The organism is Candidatus Flexicrinis affinis (assembly GCA_016716525.1).
GTDB lineage: Bacteria > Chloroflexota > Anaerolineae > Aggregatilineales > Phototrophicaceae > Flexicrinis > Flexicrinis affinis.
In genome coordinates this window covers 2083709-2100203 of record JADJWE010000001.1, presented here as the reverse complement: position 1 = coordinate 2100203, position 16495 = coordinate 2083709, and the positions used below count along the sequence as shown (strand labels likewise).

Sequence of the window (16495 nt, the reverse complement as noted above, 5' to 3'; positions counted from 1 at the left end):
GCGTAGTCTAATCGGCGGTGAGGACCGTTGAGAAACGTTGTTTGCCGCAACGTTAGAACTATGATACATTTCCCATACAGTGTCCGCGTGATGGTTGGACTCACGTAACCTTCAGCGGGGAGACGATGTCTGATACCGTCTTGATCGTTGACGATGATGAATCAACGCTGCGCGTGCTCGAGCTTCTACTGGCACGGGCAGGGTATGAGGTCGTGCGTGCCGCCTCTGCGGAGGACGGGTTGCGCAAGGCCTACCGGTTCCAACCGGACATCGTGCTCCTCGACGTAAACATGCCGCAAATGGACGGGTGGGAGATGTGCCACCGTCTGCGCGAGATGTCCGACGTCCCGATCCTGTTTCTTTCCGCGTTCACGAGTTCGGAAGACGTAGTGCGCGGCCTTGACCTCGGCGCCGACGATTACATCCCCAAGCCATTCGACCCGCAGGAACTATTGGCGCGTATCAAAGCGCATTTGCGCCGTGCCCCACGCAGTGCGCCGTCCGAAGAGCTGGTATTTGACGACGGCGACTTCCGGGTGAACTTCCTCAATCGCGAGGTGTACGTGCGCGATCAGCTCTGCCACCTTACGCCAAAGGAATTCAACCTGCTCGGGATCCTCGTTCGTAATGCGGGCCGCGTCGTTGCCCGCGACGACCTCGTACGTCAGGCCTGGGGAGAAGAATACGGCGATGCGATCGACAGCCTCAAGCTGTACATCCACTACCTGCGCCAGAAACTCGAGATCGATCCCGATCACCCCAGCTACATTTTGACGTCGCGCGGCGTAGGATACCGGTTCATGTCTCGCTGACGCCGAATTCTGATATTTGCATCCCCGAAGTTCATGTTATACTGCCGCGTGTTACGCGGCCAGAGCGGCGTCTGCCCGGAGAGACACCCATGCGCGCAATCGACGACATCCTCCTTCGCGGTCCACGTGATTTCGATGACGAGGACATCGACGACGAAGGCTACGACCTCGACGAAGAGGACGATTTCTACGACGACGACGAGGACTTCGACGAAGACGAAGAACTCGATGATTCGTACGGTGATGACGACGACGACGACTTTTAGGCGTTTCGGCTAGTCGTACCACCCCAACAGTTCGCCTGATGCGGGCAGCAGTGTCCAGCGCTGACCCGTCTCTATATCTGCTATCGATACCACGGCACTGGGTACAGCCTGCGCGGTCACCATCGCTAGGCTGTTTCCGTCTGGCGACCAGACGACCGCCGACGTATTGGGTTCGTTCCCGGCAATGCCCAGCTCCACACACAGGTCGACGACCCGCTGCGTTGCCAGTTCGGCCACATGCAGCCGATTCATGCCGGTCTGCGGGTCGAACAGCGCGAAGGCGAGGCGCAGTCCATCGGGTGACCAGCGCACGCTGCGCGCCGCCTGATAGCGTTCGAACGCTATCAAATCGCTTCGCGCGCCGGTGGCAGCGTCGAATACGGCAAGTGCGCCCCGTCCCGCCTCACGCAGCGGCACGGCAATTGAGCTAGACGTTGGCGACCAAACCGCACGCGACACATCGATGCCCGACGGGAGCGTGACAGTGTTCTGAGCGGAACCGACGCCGACCAGCACCCAATCGCCATCGCGAACGACGACCGCGCGCGACCCGTCCGGCGATCGCGTAACAGCGTCTTGCACGGCGGCCGGCTCGGGCAGGGCATCGGCGTGAAACGGATTGACGGTGACCCACGTCTGTTCCTCCGACAGCGTTCCTTGAACCAACAGCACCGTCTCCCCGTCGAGCCACTGAACCGGCGGGATGTCACCCGCGGACGTGAAGGGCGATCCTACCGGAAACGATGCCCGCCACGGGATGCGCACGGTGATGCGCGGTACCGTCTCGGTTGTGACGATGCGAATCTCTTGAACGGTGTAGCGAATGTCGCTGCTGGTTACGGTCGTGATCACCCCGTTCGGCACGGCAATGTGTCTGCCGTCCGGCGCAACCGACGCGCCCCGCAGAAAGTTTCCTCCCGCGAACGACAGCACATACGTTGTCGGCACGCCTTCTCGATAGGCGCGAACGGCGTCGTCGGCGATCGTGACCAGCATGCCGGGGAACGGCGCGTCAGGCGCTGCAACAGGCAGGCCCAAGCAGCGTTGGGCTACCGGCCATGCGTCCTGTGCAGACACGAGAAGTCGGGCGGAGGCGGCGACAAACAGGACGATTGTCGCCGGAATTATGAAAGATAGATGTAACGATTTGACAACCCAATTCATCACGGTACACTCATCAACGCCTTGATTAGGCACAGGGTACACCAAACACAGCAAGGAGTTTACCCCTATGGTTCGGAATACATTCCGCAATTTTCTCGTTGTTCTGGCCGTTCTGGCGCTGCTCGTCGTCCCGACTCTCGCACAAGACGAGGGAACGATCGTCGTCGAGGCCGGCGATCCGGTCGTCATCGGCGTCGCAGCAGTGATCAGCGGCGAAGGTCTTGCCCCGCTGGGTGAAGACATCGTGCGCGGCGTCGAGCTTGCGCTTGACGAGCGTGGTACCGTGACGATCGGTGACGTCGAATTTGAAGTCACCATCGACGTGCAGGACGACCTCTGCTCTGCCGAGGGCGGTCAGGCGATCGCGAACTACTATGTCTCCAATCCCCAGATCGTCGGCATCGTCGGCCCGACATGCTCGAGCGCGTGCCGCGCCGCCGGTCCGGTCCTCGACTCAGCCGGCTACATCATGATCAGCGCGAGCTGCACCAACCCCGCGCTGGCCGCCGACTTCGTCAGCTTCAACCGCGTCACCCCGAACGATGATGCGCAGGGCGTCGAGGATGCGATCTTCATCTTCGATTACCTCGGGGTCACTAAGCTGGCCACCATCCATGACGGCAGCCCCTACGGCGAAGGTCTGGTCGCCAATGTGGCGGCGGCGTTCGAAGAGCTGGGTGGCGAGGTTGTCGCTCAGGACGCCGTGACCGTCGGTGACACCGACTTCCGCAGCACGCTGGACGGCATCGCCTCCGCCGAGCCCGAGCTGATCTTCTTCGGTGGGTTCCCGGCCGAAGCAGCCCGACTCTCCGAGCAGCGCGCGGATGCCGGCTTGGCCGATGTCCCGTTCATGGGCGCAGATGGTATCTTCACGCCGGAACTGATCAACCTCGGCGGCGCCGCGGTTGAGGGTGTCTACATCTCGACCCCCGCCCCGGCAGCTAGCGAAGCGCTGGACGCGTTCGTGGCCGAATACGAAGAGAAGTACGGCTTCCCGCCGACCGCCGCGTTCCACAGCTACAGCCGTGATGCGGTTCTGATGTACCTCGACGGCATTGAGGCGGTCGGCGAAATCGATGCCGACGGCAACCTCGTGATCGATCGCGCTGCGCTGGCAGACTTCATCGCCAACTACGGTGCAGAAGAGCCGGTTGTCGGCCTTTCGGGTATCCTGAGCTGCAACGGCGACGGCGAGTGCTCGCAGGGTGGTATCGGCTTCTTCCAGGTTCAGGACGGCGAGATTGTCCGCCTCGAGACCATGAGCATGGAAATGGAGTAACGCCGGTAGCCTCTACCGCGCAGTAGCAAGACACATCGGGGCGCAGGTCACTGCGCCCCGATTGTTGTGAGACGATAGGCGACGCGTTATAACTGTCGGGGTTCGCAAGCGGAGGCAGCGCCTCCTCATCAAGGCGTCATCAACATGCTGAAATCCATTCCCCTCGCCGGGCGTTTGCGCTTGGGCAACGACCCCGTGCAGATCTTTCTATACCTCGCGGGCGGCGGTCTGCTGCTGTTTCTCGCGTTTATCGCCGTGCGCAACACCGTCAACGGACTCTACGGGGCGGACGACTTCTTACAGGGTCTGGTACTCGGCCTAGCGCAGGGCAGCATCTACGCGCTGATCGCGCTCGGTTACACGCTGGTGTACGGCGTGCTGCTCATGATCAACTTCGCCCACAGCGAGGTATTCATGAGTGGAGCGTACATCGGCTTCTTCGCGATCAACGCCTTTAACGAATCCGGCTTTCTGGCCGAGCAGACGCTGCTCGCCCTGCTGCTCACGCTGGCGGTGGGGATGATCGCCTCGGTTATCACCGCGGTGCTGCTCGAGCGCATCGCGTATAGGCCGCTGCGAAGCGCGCCTCGCCTCGTCCCGTTGATCACCGCGATTGGCGCAAGTATAGCGCTAAGGGAGCTCTTCCTGCGCTTGTTCGGCGGCGCGCCGCGCAACTACCCGATCGTCAACCTGTGCATTGGCGGAACCGGCACAGCGTGCGAGGGTGGCATCGACATTATGCAAGGGCGCTACACCCTCGAAGCCTTCGGCGGGGACATCGTTGTCCGCCCGCTGTATTTCGTGATCTTCATTATCGCGCTGGTCCTGATGGGCGGGCTTTGGTTCTTTGTGCAGCGCACGAAGGTCGGCAAGGCGATGCGGGCCGTGGCCGAGGACAAAAGCACGGCCTCGCTGATGGGAATCAACGTCGACCGCGTAATCGTCTTGACCTTCGTGCTCGGCGCCCTGATGGCCGGCGCTGCAGCTATTCTGTTTGCCCTTTATAACCGTCAGGTGTCGCCGTTTATGGGCTTCACGCCGGGCGTGAAGGCATTTACCGCGGCGGTATTGGGTGGCATCGGGAACATCCCCGGTGCGATGGCAGGCGGCGTGCTGCTGGGCATCATCGAGTCCGCTGCGCCGCAAATGCTTGGACTGCCGTCACAGCTCGAGGACGTCATCGCATTCGGCGTGCTGGTGTTGATCCTGATCTTCCGTCCGACGGGGATCTTCGGCGAAGTTCTGGCGAAGAAGAAGGCGTAACGGGCATGGTATTCGGGCGCAATACTATTCGACTGGGCCTCTATGCGGCCCTCGTGTCCATCCTCCTCACGCTGACAAACCTGTTCGTGGCTTTCGAGCGCCGCACCGTGATCACCGAGCTGGAGAACGCGGCAGGCGACGTTGTCTTCGGCGGCGTGTCATTCAGTCAACTTGCGCTGTATATCGCCTTTACTGCGGCGGGCTTCGCGGCCGCGCGGCAGGTCGCTACTCGCGGCGTGCTGTCCACGCTGATCAATGGCGCTGCCGCTGGTCTGATCGTCGGCGTTGGGCTCGCGGCGACAATTCTGTTTACCGAAGCTGTAGACGTTCGCTTCGTGTTTCGCAACATGGAGCCTTTGGCGCAGTCCGCGCTGTACATGGGGCAGGAAAGCGCCGGTGCAGCGATCGGCGTCTTGTTGATCGTATCTGTGGGGTTGGGCGCGCTTGGCGGAGTCCTGACTCAGCTTTCTGCTCGCGTTGGGCGAATGGCGCTCGGCGGGTTTGCGGCGCTGACGATCTTCGGCGTGCTGCAAGGGCAGATCGACAAGGTAATGACACTGTCCGACGCGATTACGATTGCGCTGGCATTCGGCGTATCGTACTTTGCCGTTCGCGTGGCCAATGTCGACAAGATCAGCACAAGGTTCATGATCGGCGCAGGCGTCGGCCTCGGCGTTGCGCTCATCTTTGGCGGGTTAGCCGTATTCACCGGCATGGAACGCGGGACGATCTTGCGTGGGGCCGGCACGCTGGTGCCGACTCTGTTGAGCCTGCCGATGCAAGGCGCGCTGCACACGATCGTGTTCGGCCTTGCGTTGATGCTGATCGGCGCCGCGGGCGCTGTCGCGTCACAGGCGGGTCGGCTCTTTCACGACGGGTCGTGGTACGCCGTTGCAATCGTGCTCATGCTTGGCGTGCTGGCATCGCAGCGCGAAATGTCTCTGATCACGGCCTTTGTTGTCGTAGTAATCATATGCACCGTTCTGTGGTTCCTGCCGCCAATCGCTGGCGTGCGCGGCGTCGGGACGACTCCGAGCGTGACGAGCCGCCGCACGATGTACCTGCTCGGCCTTGTCGTACTGCTCGTGCTGCCGGGTTTCATCGGCCTTTCGCTTTCCAACACACTGAACCTGATGATGATCTACATCATCATGGGCGTCGGAATGAACGTGATGATTGGGTTTGCCGGCCTGCTTGACCTCGGGTATGTCGCGTCGTTCGCCATCGGCGCGTACACGACGGGCCTGCTGACGACGCCAAGCATGTTGACGTGTGGCGGTATTTCGCCTGACGAACTACGGGCGAGCGGGTTGGCGATTGGCGAAGCGTGCACCGGCATTATGACCTTCTGGCAGGCGTGGCCGATCGCCATTCTAGTCAGCGCATTTACGGGCATGGGGCTCGGTGTCCCGGTGCTGCGGCTGCGCGGCGACTATCTGGCCATTGTGACGCTCGGGTTCGGCGAGATTATCAACCGCCTCGTGAATTCGTCCACGTTCAAGCCGTTGTTGGGCGGCCCGCAGGGAGTCAACAACATCCCCGTACCGACGCTCAACCTGTCGTTCATCAACCCGGATTGGAATACGCAGCTCGCACGCTCGAATGAAATCTACTACCTGTTCCTGTTTACCGTTGCGATCGGCGTGGTGGTCGTCCTGCGCCTCGCCAACACGCGCTTAGGGCGGGCGTGGCGCGCCCTGCGTGACGACGAGGACGTGGCGGAAGCGACCGGGGTTCATCTGGTCTGGGCAAAGCTGCTGGCCTTCGGCATCAGTTCAGCATTCAGCGGCATGGGTGGCGCGCTGTTCGGCGCATCGCTGCAGGGAATCTACCCGAACAGCTTCACGCTTAACGTGTCCATCTTCGTGCTGAGTCTCGTGATTGTCGGCGGTATGGGGTCGATTCCGGCGGTGTTCGTCGGGGCGTTTGTCCTAATCGGATTCCCCGAGGTCGCTCGCGAGCTGCAGGACTATCGCTTGCTCGCATTCGGCGTGCTGCTCGTCGTCGCGATGCTGTCGAAGCCGGAGGGTATTCTGCCGCCTCAGCCGCCGAAACTGAGCGAGCGAGCTACGCCAAAGCCTGCACCTGCCGCAGGCGATTGAGGAGGACTGCACGCATGGCACAGGATGTGCTGCTTCACTGCAAGGCCGTGACCAAGCGCTTTGGTGGGCTGACCGCCGTCAACGCGATCGATCTTGTCGTCAATCGGCAGGAGATCGTGAGCCTGATCGGGCCAAATGGCGCCGGTAAGACCACGTTCTTCAACTGCGTCACCGGCTTCTATGACCCCGAAGAAGGCGACATCGTGTTCGCAGGCCGTTCCATCAAAGGCGCGCGGCCGGATCAGATCGCCCGACACGGAGTTGCGCGAACCTATCAGAACATTCGCCTCTTCAGCAAGCTTACCGTTCTCGAGAACATCCTCGTCGGCATGCATCAGCACTTGCGATCGTCGTTGTGGGGTGCAATCTTCGGCACACCGTTCAGCCATAACGAGGAGCAGAAGGCGCTTGACGACGCGATGGAACTCGCCAACTACTGTGGCTTGAAGGAGCGCGGCGACCTGATGGCGTCTCAACTCCCGTACGGCTATCAGCGGCGGCTTGAGATCGCCCGCGCGCTTGCGCTCCGGCCGCAGCTTCTGCTGCTCGACGAACCTACTGCCGGTATGAACCCGCAGGAGACCGACGACATGATGCACTTCATCCGCCGGATCCGCGACGAGCTGGGGCTGACCATCTTCCTGATCGAGCACGACATGAAGTTGGTGATGGGGGTGAGCGATCGGGTCAACGTAATGAACTTCGGCAAGAAGATTGCGGAAGGCACGCCAGCCGAAGTACAGGCCAATCCGGAGGTCATCGAAGCCTATTTGGGCAGCAGCATGACGGACAAGTCCGGTGCGGCGGCAAAGGGGATTAACGCGTGAGCCTGCTTGAAGTCCACAACATCCACACGTATTACGGCAAAATTCACGCGTTGAAAGGCATCAGCCTGACGGTCGAGCAAGGCGAAATCGTCACGCTGATCGGCGGTAACGGCGCCGGCAAGACCACCACGCTCAACACGATCAGCAGCATCACACCGGCTGCCGACGGGTATATCGTCTTCGAGGGCAAGGACATCACCCACGCACCCCCGCATCAGATTGTCAGCTACGGCGTTATCCAGTCGCCTGAAGGGCGAAAAATCTTCACGCGGCTGACCGTGCGCGAGAACCTCGAAATGGGAGCCTTCATCCGCAAGGACGCCGCGAAGATCGAGCGCGACTTGGAATATGTCTTCCACCGCTTTCCACGGTTGAAGGAGCGCATCAATCAGCTTGGCGGCACGCTCTCCGGCGGCGAACAACAAATGCTCGCGATCGGGCGTTCGCTGATGGCGTCACCGCGCTTGCTGCTGCTCGACGAGCCGTCAATGGGTCTTGCGCCGAAGCTGGTCGAAGAGATCTTCAACGTGATCCAGTACCTAAACGGCGAAAGCGGCACGACGATTCTGCTCGTCGAGCAGAACGCCTCCAAGGCGCTCGAAATCGCCGCACGCGGTTACGTTCTACAGTCCGGGTTTATCACGCATAAGGGGACCGGCGTCGAGCTGCAGAACGACCCGTCCGTGATCGAGGCGTACCTCGGCGGGCATTAGGTCAGCCAGTAACTGCTCAGACCAAGGTGCTCGCGGACGGACATGACTTGACCGATGTGATGGGCCTCGTGAAACTGCAAGTACATCAGCGTATCCGCATTCGTCGGCCCGCGAAAATCGGACGCGGCGTTCATCCTTTCGGGCGCGATGCCGTGGAACCCGATGATCGTCGCTTCGTGGCTTAGCCGGTAATCGCGCAACAGCTCTTCCATCTGCATGACGCCGGGACCGTTGGCGGCGATCACGTCTGAACCGTTGCGGTAGCGAATACGCTGCTCGTCGCTCCAGATCGCGGGTTGACCCAAACAGGCGAGAATGCGCGTGCGGCTGGAGATCAGGTGTCCGACAAGCCAGTTGATGCTGTTCATGCCTGCTGCTGGCTGATGCAGACTCTGCTCGTGCGTGATTCCCTGCAGGTTGAGCAGCAGCAAGTCACAGCAGTATTGATACAGCTTCAGCATTGTGTCCGGCGTGATCTTCACGTGTGCCTCCCCTCGGTTGTGTGTGACCAAATCCCCGTGCACTCTGGCAGTCGCACCCAGCCGTTTTGTGCGGCGCGATCTGCGAGCTCGTCCCCGAAGAAGAACCGGATGAGATAGTCCGATTCCTGCGTGTCGGTGAAAAGATAGTCGGTGCGAATAGCCTGACGGACAAAGCCGTGGTCGGCCTCGAGCCACTCGTAATAGGCGGCGAGTACGGCATTGGGCGGCGCGGGCGACGTACTGCCAGTGCCGAGCGTTTCGAGGATGATGAGCGTTCCGCCGGGGCGGGTGACGCGCCGCATCTCGGCCAGCGCAAGGCCAATCTCCTCGCGCCAGCGGTCGGGGTACCACCCGGTAGCGTGTCCGAAGCTCCAGCCGGCCACACTAGCGTCGGCCCAACCCGTTCGGACCGGGATCGCGTCGTTCGCTGCAGTCGCGCAGACTGTCCTCGACGCGTCCAGCGTTGGGACGGCTTGCTCCAACATGTGATGCGACTGGTCGAATGCGACAATCAGCTTTGCACGGGGTTGCATGAGACGGGTCACGCGCCCGGTGCCGGCGCCGAATTCGACGATGCACATACCGTCGGTCAGGCCGGCGGCGCGAAGCGCTGGCAGCAGGTTGCCGTCCGTGTCTTCTCGCTGTACCAACAGGTCGTAGTCGGCCGCACGATTGGCGTAGATCTCGCGGAAGTGGTCTACGCTCATGGATTCTCTGTGTTCACACAACCGGGCAGGATCAGGCGAGTGCCGGCACGTATCAACTGCGGGTTGGTGATCTGCGGGTTGGCCTCGAGCAGCTCTTGCAGGCTCACGCCGCGCCTCTGAGCGATGCGCGTCAAGGTATCTCCGCTGCGGATGACATAGTAGCACTCAGGCGGCGGAGTTGGCGTGACCTCAGGCGTAGGAGTCGGTAGGCCCGCGGCCTCTTCGCCCCACAACACCGCGATGAGTAGCGTATCGCTCGCAACGGCATCGGACTGGCCGCCGAACAAGACGTTGTCGATCCCGGGTGGGACGGCGATCAGACCGCTTTGGCTCACCGCGACAATCAACTGCTCGTCCGGCCCAATCGTGCCGCCGAACATACCGGCGCCGTCAACGGTCAAGGTGCGCTGCAAGTTGCCGTTCGGGCCTGAGGTGATCACAGAGACGCTCTCGCTGCGCGCAAAACCGGCGACGAGGAACTGCTGTTCGTCGCCGGCGAGGCGGCTCGTGAGCAGCGGGCCAAACGGGCCGATGTAGTCGATGCTCAGGCTGTAACCCTCGATGCTCAGGGTCCATGTGCCGTTGCGCAGGATGGCAAATGGAGGCGGGGCAGCCTGCAAGTAATCCGGCGCTGTGGCTACCGGCGCGACGTTCGCCTCGCGCGGGTTACCGTCGGGACCGGTCAGAGACAGCGATCCCAGCCGAGCGGACGGGAAGCACAGCGTTGGCGGCGGGATCGCGAACCCGGAGTCGACGAAAAACACTGTCGACGCATCGGCGGCTTGTGTGAGGTCCACATCGGCATAGTTGACGGCGACTGAGCCGATTAGCGGCGGACAACGGTCGGATGAACCTGCCTCGCCGTCAGCCACCACATCGTACGTAAGCTGGCCGTCGAACACCACGGGATCGGTCTCGACCGCCCGCAGGTAGGTGACACCTTGCGTCGCTTCGGCAACCCAGCCTTGCGTCGCCCCGCTTACCGGCCACCACGTTAATGCATTGACGCACGCCGCTTCGTCGACTATCGTCAGCCGGTCGCCGGTGCGCAGGCCCGTGACCACGCGGCCGTTGAAGCCGGGGTCGCTGCGGGCGTTCACTTGCGAGATCACTTCGACGGTTTGTCCGACACGCAGCGTGGTCGGTAGCGAGTCGCACGGTGCCGCAGCCGCGGGTGTGGCAAGCCACAGGGTCGATGCGAATAATATCAACAACAGGATGAGCCGCACGGTGTCACTCCGGGTTCGGAAGGCGCCTGCCCCATAGTGTAGTGCGAACTCGCGGGCTTGTCGATTTTGTCAGGGGTAAAGGTGGAGTTCGACCGTCTAGCGCGTAACTACGATTCGGAGTTCACCGAACGGCCAATCGCACGCATTCTGCGCGCGCGGACGCACGAGCGGACCGCCGCGCAACTTGCGCTTGGAATGCGTGCACTCGACATCGGCTGTGGCACCGGCATCGACGCGGCGTGGATGGCCGAACGCGGTGCAGCGGTTACAGCCGTTGACGGCAGTGCGGCGATGTTGGAGGTGGCGCGGAGTCGCGTCGGCGAGCGAGGCTCGGTGACGTTCGCGCAGGTCGACCTGAACGCGTTGATCCCGCTCGTCGCACCCGGACCGTATGACATCGCGCTGGCAAACTTCGGCGCGCTTAACGCAGCATCGGACCTCGGTGTAGTGGCGGCGTGGCTGGCGGAGCGAGTGCGACCCGGCGGATGGGTCGGAATGGCGGTCATGTCGCGCTTCTGCGCGTGGGAAACACTCTGGCAGGCCGTTCACCTGCGTCCGCGTGCGGCAGCGCGGCGGTGGGGTGGGCGCGCTGTCTTTGGCAGTATGACCGTGTTCTATCCGTCCCAACGGGTGCTCGTTCGTGCTATGGCGCCCGCCTTTCGACTGGAGCGGAGGGCTGGGCTAGGCGTGTTCTTGCCGCCGTCAGAGATGTTCGGCGTGGTCGAGGCGCGCCCGCGTCTTTTCGAACGACTGCTGCGCTGGGACGATGCAGCGTGGCGCAGAGGACGCTTCGCTTGGGCAGCCGATCATCTCTGGCTGGAGTTCCGGCGAACGTAATTGACAGCCGAATCAGGCGTCCTATAATCAAGTCCGTGCGGCCACCCCTTGCCGCGCATATCGTCCAGCCCCAGCGAAAGGGACATCGCTATGTCCGTCCACTTCCTACACCCGCGAGTGTTCAAGATCAACGTCGGGTTTATGCTCAACGCCGGGCCGGGCACAACCCACGACTCGACGTTTGACTTCCCGGAGGTGCGCGTTAGTGACGACCTTACGCTCAACTACCTGCGCGGGCCGGTCCGTCTAAGCCGGACGAAAGAGGGAATCCTCGTGCAGGCCGAACTGCACGCCGGGCTGGATGTCGAGTGCATGCGCTGCCTCGATCCGGTGCGGCTTGACATGCAGTTCGAGATCGAGGAGCTGTTTGCCACCAACCCGCAGGTCGCGGCGGCATTCTATCTCGCTGAAGACGCCGTGCTGGATCTGGCGCCGCTGCTGCGCGAGGAGATCCTGATACACAGCGACGAGCGCGTGCTGTGCCGGCCGGACTGCAAGGGGCTTTGCCCGCAGTGCGGGATCAACCGCAATCGGGAGACGTGCTCGTGCGCTGAAGAGGCCGGCGACCCGCGCTTGGCGGCACTTAGGCAACTTCTCAAAGACGAGCAGCAGTAAATTCGGGCAGAGTATACGACACGGATTAAGCGCGATTTAACACGCTTGCGCTAGACTTCAGCGCGTTAGACGCGACCATGTGAAAGCGAGTGCGCAAATGAAGCGCATTGCAGTGATGACGAGCGGCGGCGACGCCCCCGGAATGAATGCGGCCGTCCGCGCCGTTGTGCGTACCGCCATGGAGCACGACGTCGAGACGTACGGTATTCGGCAGGCCTTCGCCGGCTTGCTCAACGGCGATATGTCCATCTTGAGCAGCCGCGAGGTCAGCGGTATTTTGCAGCGCGGCGGCACCATCTTGCAGACCGCGCGCAATGAGGAATTCAAGACGCCGCAAGGCCAGCGCAAGGCGCTGCGCAATTTGCAGGAGCGCGGAATCGAAGGGGTCATCGTGATCGGTGGGGATGGCAGCTTGCGCGGCGCGATGGCGCTCGAAAAGCTGGGCGTAAAAGTCGTTGGGATTCCCGCCAGCATCGACAACGACATCTGGGGAACGAACATGAGCATCGGCGTCGATACGTCGCTCAATACGATCCTCGATGCGCTCGACCGCCTGCGCGACACCGCCAACAGCCACAACCGCGGCTTCATCATCGAGGTGATGGGGCGCAACTGCGGCTACCTAGCGCTTATGGGCGGCATCCTCGGCGGTGCGGAGATTATCGTCACGCCTGAAGCTCCGCCCACGATGGAGGAGGTCGCGTTGGCGCTCGAGGATGCGTACGTTCGCGGCAAGTCGCACGCGATCGCCGTGGTCGCCGAAGGGGCGCCGTACCGTACCACCGAACTGTCCGACTACCTGAACCGGCGCAAGACTGGCTTCGAGATTCGCATCACTATTCTCGGTCACACGCAGCGAGGCGGAAGCCCTTCGGCATTCGACCGGCTGCTGGCGTCCCGCATGGGGGTCGCTGCCGTGGAGTACCTGCTGGCCGGACAGACGTCGATCATGGTCGGTCTGGACGGACGCGAAATCTCGACCGTATCGCTTGCCGATGCGACGACGAAGCCGCGCCAGATCAGCCCACAGTATTTCAAGATGGCGCATACCCTCAGCCGGTAGCGACTATAGCTTCTCGGTGATCGACTGCGGCTGCGTGTAGTGCAGCAAGTAGTCCGGTCCGCCGGCCTTGCTGTCGGTGCCGCTCATCCCAAAACCACCGAACGGATGGACGCCGACCATTGCTCCGGTACACTTCCGGTTGAAGTACAGGTTGCCGACATGGAACTCGCGCCGGGCCTGTTCGAGTCGTCCGTGATCCATGGCGTAGACGGCACCGGTCAGTCCATAATCGGTGTCGTTTGCGAAGGCCAGCGCCTCGTCAAACGTGCTTGCACGGATAAACGATACCACCGGCCCGAAGATTTCCTCCTGCGAGATGCGCGCATGAGGGTTGGCGCCAGAAAACACGGTGGGTTCGACAAAGTAGCCGTGATCGGGCGTCTCGACGGCACTGCCGCCGCACACGAGCTCGGCTTCGCTGCGGCCGACGTCGACGTAGTACTTGACTTTGTCGAGCGCTCTCGTGTCGATCACGGGGCCGAGGTCGGTCTCGAGACCGGCTTCCGGCATCCCGACGCGCAGCTTGCGTGTCCGTTCAACCACGCGTTCTAGTACTGCGTCGTACACGTCGGCAAGTGCGATGACGCGGCTGCATGCGCTGCACTTCTGCCCTGAGAACCCGAATGCCGAATCCACGATGCCTGCCGCCGCTTCGTCGAGGTCGGCGCTGGTGTCGACGACGATCGCGTCCTTGCCGCCCATCTCGAGAATCGACCGCTTCAGCCATCGCTGGCCCGGATGCACCACTGCCGCCTTGGCGTAAATTTCGGTGCCGACCTGACGCGAACCGGTAAACGCAACGAACCGCGTTCCCGGATGCTCGACCATACGCCCCCCGACAATCGCGCCGGGACCGGTCAGGAAGTTGATCACTCCGGAGGGTATGCTGCACCGGCGGAAGAGATCGACTACCATCCAGGCAACATACGGCGTCAATTCGGACGGCTTGACGACGACTGTGTTTCCGCTGACAAGCGCGGCGCTCATCATGCCGCTAAAGATCGCGACCGGGAAGTTCCACGGCGAGATAATGGCCCCGACGCCGAGCGCGATGTAGCGCAGTTGGCCGCGCTCGCCGGCCTGCGGGACCAATCGATCGCTGGCGTCTTCAAGCGCGACAATCTGGTGTGCATAGTATTCCATGAAGTCGATGGCCTCGGCGGTGTCTGCGTCAGCCTCAACCCACGGCTTGCCCGCCTCGATTACCATTGCCGCACTGAAAGTGTGGCGTTCGCGGCGCATCATGGCGGCGGCGCGCAGCAGGTAGCCGGCGCGCTCGAAAGCCGGTGTATGGCTCCAAGCCTTGAAGGCGCACTGAGCGGCCTCAACCGCTTGATCGACATGCTGCACTGTCCCTTGTGGGAAGCGCGCGACGACTTCATGCGGCGCGGCCGGGTTGAAGCTGGCGAGGACGTCGCTGGTCAGGACTTCGCGTCCGCCGATCAGCATCGGCTGAAGGCGGTCGAGCGAGTCCCGCACGCGGCGCAGTGCAGCTTCGAATGCGGCGACGTTGGCGCTGTCACTGAAATCCGTCAGCGGCTCGTTCTTGAACGTAGGCAGCACACACCACCTCCATACTTAATTGTGCAACATGCACAGTTCAAACTAGATAGAGTGTACCATTTTTCGCGTGCGCAGTGCCAGACCGTTCGGCCTGCCAGCTACACACCGGACATCTTCAGGACTCGGCCGATGGTCTTGACGAGAATCGTGATGTCGAGCATCAGCGATCGATGGCGGATGTAGTAAAGATCGTACTGCAGTTTTACCAGCGCGTCGTCATCGGTCGACCCGTACCCGTACATCACTTGCGCCCAGCCGGTCAGGCCGGGTCGGACGGTCAGCCGGGTGCGGTAGAAGGGGATCTTGGCCTGAAGCCGCGCGACGTGCTCCGGGCGTTCCGGGCGCGGGCCGATCAAGCTCATGTCGCCGCGGATGATGTTGACAAGCTGCGGCAGCTCGTCGATACGGGTCTTGCGCAGGAACTTGCCGACACGAGTCTTGCGCGGGTCGGCCTTATCGCTGAACACTGCGCCGGTCGCCTGCTCGGCGTCGGGGATCATGGTGCGGAACTTGTTTACGCGAAACGGCCGACCGTTCATGCCCACGCGCTCCTGCCCGTAGAAGATCGGGCCGGGGCAGTCGACATAGATGGCCAGAGCAACGAAGGGCAGCAGGATCGCGAATGGAACGAATCCGACCAGTGCGGCGCTCACTTCAAGGAGTCGCTTCAGGACGGGGTAGGGCTGGAACCCGTCGCCTTCATCGAGGGGCAGCACGACCGTCCAGTTTGCGCCGACGTGCTCGACCGGCACGCGCCCCGTCAACCGTTCATACAGCACGGGCATCGGTATCAACGCGACGCCGTGCTCATAGGCGTCCATCACAGCGGTGAACATGTCGCCTGAAAGATCGCGCGTGGAGGAGAGGATCAGCTCGGTGACCCGTTCGCGCGCGACAAAGTTCATCAAGTCGCTCGGTCCGCCGATCACTGCGACCTCGTCGATCAAGTCGCCGACCTCATGCTCCTCGCCGATAATGCCGACCATCCAGTACTCGCCGCCGGACTCGCTCTTGAGCGCGCGTATCATCTCCTCCGCGCCGCCGTCGGTGCCGATTACTAGGACTTTCCGCGCCGACGTGGCCCAGCCGATCAGCGCCGGGTTGACCAGCCGCCACAGGGTGATCAGCACGAAGGACGCGACGCCGTAGTACAGGATAAACAACCGGGGCAAGGCTTCGCGCGGGCTGAAAAAGAACACGATCAGGTACACGACGATCAACTGCGCCGTAATCAGCAGTAGGCGCTGCATCATTTGCCCGCGCTTGCTGGCGAGGCGTAGATCGTAGAAGTCGTTGGCGCTGGCGAGCGTGAGCCACAGCGGAGCGAGGACGGCGAACCACAGCGAGTTCTCGAGGATGAACTGGGACGAGAACTCATACTTGGCGACCACTGTCCAAACAAAGAGCGCGATCACGACTGCGATGAGCACGGCAAGCGTATCGCCGATGCGCATAAGCAGCCGGCGTTCGGAAATTCTTAGTTGGAGACGTTCGGGCCGGGGAAGCGGCGAAAACAGCATGAGGCGGTTGGTCCCGTCGTCAGCGCTGACTAGATTGTAATGCAGGCCGGGCC

At 62.1% G+C, this 16495-nt stretch carries 16 protein-coding genes; 10 read left to right on the top strand and 6 right to left on the bottom strand.

Going from position 1 to position 16495, the window contains the following annotated elements; translation table 11 throughout:
* Positions 1-125 precede the first annotated feature (125 nt).
* Positions 126-812: a response regulator transcription factor gene (locus tag IPM16_09020; GenBank protein ID MBK9123248.1), complete on the top strand. Its 687-nt coding sequence runs from the start codon at positions 126-128 to the stop codon at positions 810-812.
* An 89-nt stretch (positions 813-901) separates the two neighbouring features.
* Entirely contained in the window at positions 902-1078 is a 177-nt protein-coding gene (locus IPM16_09015; protein ID MBK9123247.1) for a hypothetical protein, read from the top strand.
* A 9-nt stretch (positions 1079-1087) separates the two neighbouring features.
* Here IPM16_09015 and IPM16_09010 read toward each other — a convergent pair whose 3' ends face one another.
* Positions 1088-2155 (bottom strand): PD40 domain-containing protein, encoded by a 1068-nt coding sequence (locus IPM16_09010; protein MBK9123246.1) that lies wholly within the window; start codon positions 2153-2155, stop codon positions 1088-1090.
* A 154-nt stretch (positions 2156-2309) separates the two neighbouring features.
* On the opposite strand from IPM16_09010, the gene IPM16_09005 reads away from it, so the two are divergent.
* The 5 genes from IPM16_09005 (at position 2310) to IPM16_08985 (ending at position 8426) form a co-directional block, all read left to right on the top strand.
* Positions 2310-3521 (top strand): branched-chain amino acid ABC transporter substrate-binding protein, encoded by a 1212-nt coding sequence (locus IPM16_09005; GenBank protein MBK9123245.1) that lies wholly within the window; start codon positions 2310-2312, stop codon positions 3519-3521.
* A 144-nt stretch (positions 3522-3665) separates the two neighbouring features.
* Positions 3666-4784, top strand: coding sequence for a branched-chain amino acid ABC transporter permease (locus IPM16_09000; protein MBK9123244.1), 1119 nt, complete (start codon positions 3666-3668; stop codon positions 4782-4784).
* Positions 4785-4837: 53 nt separating this feature from the next.
* Positions 4838-6886, top strand: coding sequence for a hypothetical protein (locus IPM16_08995; protein MBK9123243.1), 2049 nt, complete (start codon positions 4838-4840; stop codon positions 6884-6886).
* Between the two features lie 14 nt (positions 6887-6900).
* Positions 6901-7713 (top strand): ABC transporter ATP-binding protein, encoded by an 813-nt coding sequence (locus IPM16_08990; GenBank protein ID MBK9123242.1) that lies wholly within the window; start codon positions 6901-6903, stop codon positions 7711-7713.
* Positions 7710-8426 carry an ABC transporter ATP-binding protein gene (locus IPM16_08985; GenBank protein MBK9123241.1) on the top strand — a complete coding sequence of 239 codons (717 nt, stop codon included), beginning with the start codon at positions 7710-7712 and terminating at the stop codon, positions 8424-8426. The genes IPM16_08990 and IPM16_08985 overlap by 4 nt, the downstream gene beginning before the upstream one ends.
* On the opposite strand, the gene IPM16_08980 is transcribed toward IPM16_08985, so the two are convergent.
* The 3 genes from IPM16_08980 to IPM16_08970 are packed head-to-tail and all read right to left on the bottom strand — an operon-like array spanning position 8423 to position 9995.
* Entirely contained in the window at positions 8423-8908 is a 486-nt protein-coding gene (locus tag IPM16_08980) for a DinB family protein (GenBank protein MBK9123240.1), read from the bottom strand. The genes IPM16_08985 and IPM16_08980 overlap by 4 nt on opposite strands.
* On the bottom strand, positions 8905-9615 hold the full coding sequence (locus IPM16_08975) for a class I SAM-dependent methyltransferase (protein MBK9123239.1): 711 nt from the start codon (positions 9613-9615) through the stop codon (positions 8905-8907). Before IPM16_08975 ends, IPM16_08980 begins: the two co-directional genes overlap by 4 nt.
* Positions 9612-9995, bottom strand: coding sequence for a LysM peptidoglycan-binding domain-containing protein (locus IPM16_08970; GenBank protein ID MBK9123238.1), 384 nt, complete (start codon positions 9993-9995; stop codon positions 9612-9614). Before IPM16_08970 ends, IPM16_08975 begins: the two co-directional genes overlap by 4 nt.
* Positions 9996-10925: 930 nt before the next feature.
* Here IPM16_08970 and IPM16_08965 point away from each other — a divergent pair.
* The 3 genes from IPM16_08965 to pfkA all read left to right on the top strand — a co-directional run bounded on the left by IPM16_08965 (position 10926) and on the right by pfkA (position 13359).
* Positions 10926-11681, top strand: a complete 756-nt coding sequence (locus tag IPM16_08965) for a class I SAM-dependent methyltransferase (GenBank protein MBK9123237.1) — start codon at positions 10926-10928, stop codon at positions 11679-11681.
* 90 nt (positions 11682-11771) lie between these two features.
* Positions 11772-12296 (top strand): DUF177 domain-containing protein, encoded by a 525-nt coding sequence (locus tag IPM16_08960; protein ID MBK9123236.1) that lies wholly within the window; start codon positions 11772-11774, stop codon positions 12294-12296.
* Between the two features lie 97 nt (positions 12297-12393).
* Positions 12394-13359, top strand: a complete 966-nt coding sequence (gene pfkA, locus IPM16_08955; protein ID MBK9123235.1) for a 6-phosphofructokinase — start codon at positions 12394-12396, stop codon at positions 13357-13359.
* Positions 13360-13362: 3 nt separating this feature from the next.
* Here pfkA and pruA read toward each other — a convergent pair whose 3' ends face one another.
* Together pruA and IPM16_08945 are read right to left on the bottom strand one after the other, a co-directional pair.
* Positions 13363-14922 carry an L-glutamate gamma-semialdehyde dehydrogenase gene (gene pruA / locus IPM16_08950; protein ID MBK9123234.1) on the bottom strand — a complete coding sequence of 520 codons (1560 nt, stop codon included), beginning with the start codon at positions 14920-14922 and terminating at the stop codon, positions 13363-13365.
* A gap of 98 nt (positions 14923-15020) precedes the next feature.
* Positions 15021-16442, bottom strand: a complete 1422-nt coding sequence (locus IPM16_08945; GenBank protein MBK9123233.1) for a sugar transferase — start codon at positions 16440-16442, stop codon at positions 15021-15023.
* Positions 16443-16495 lie beyond the last annotated feature (53 nt).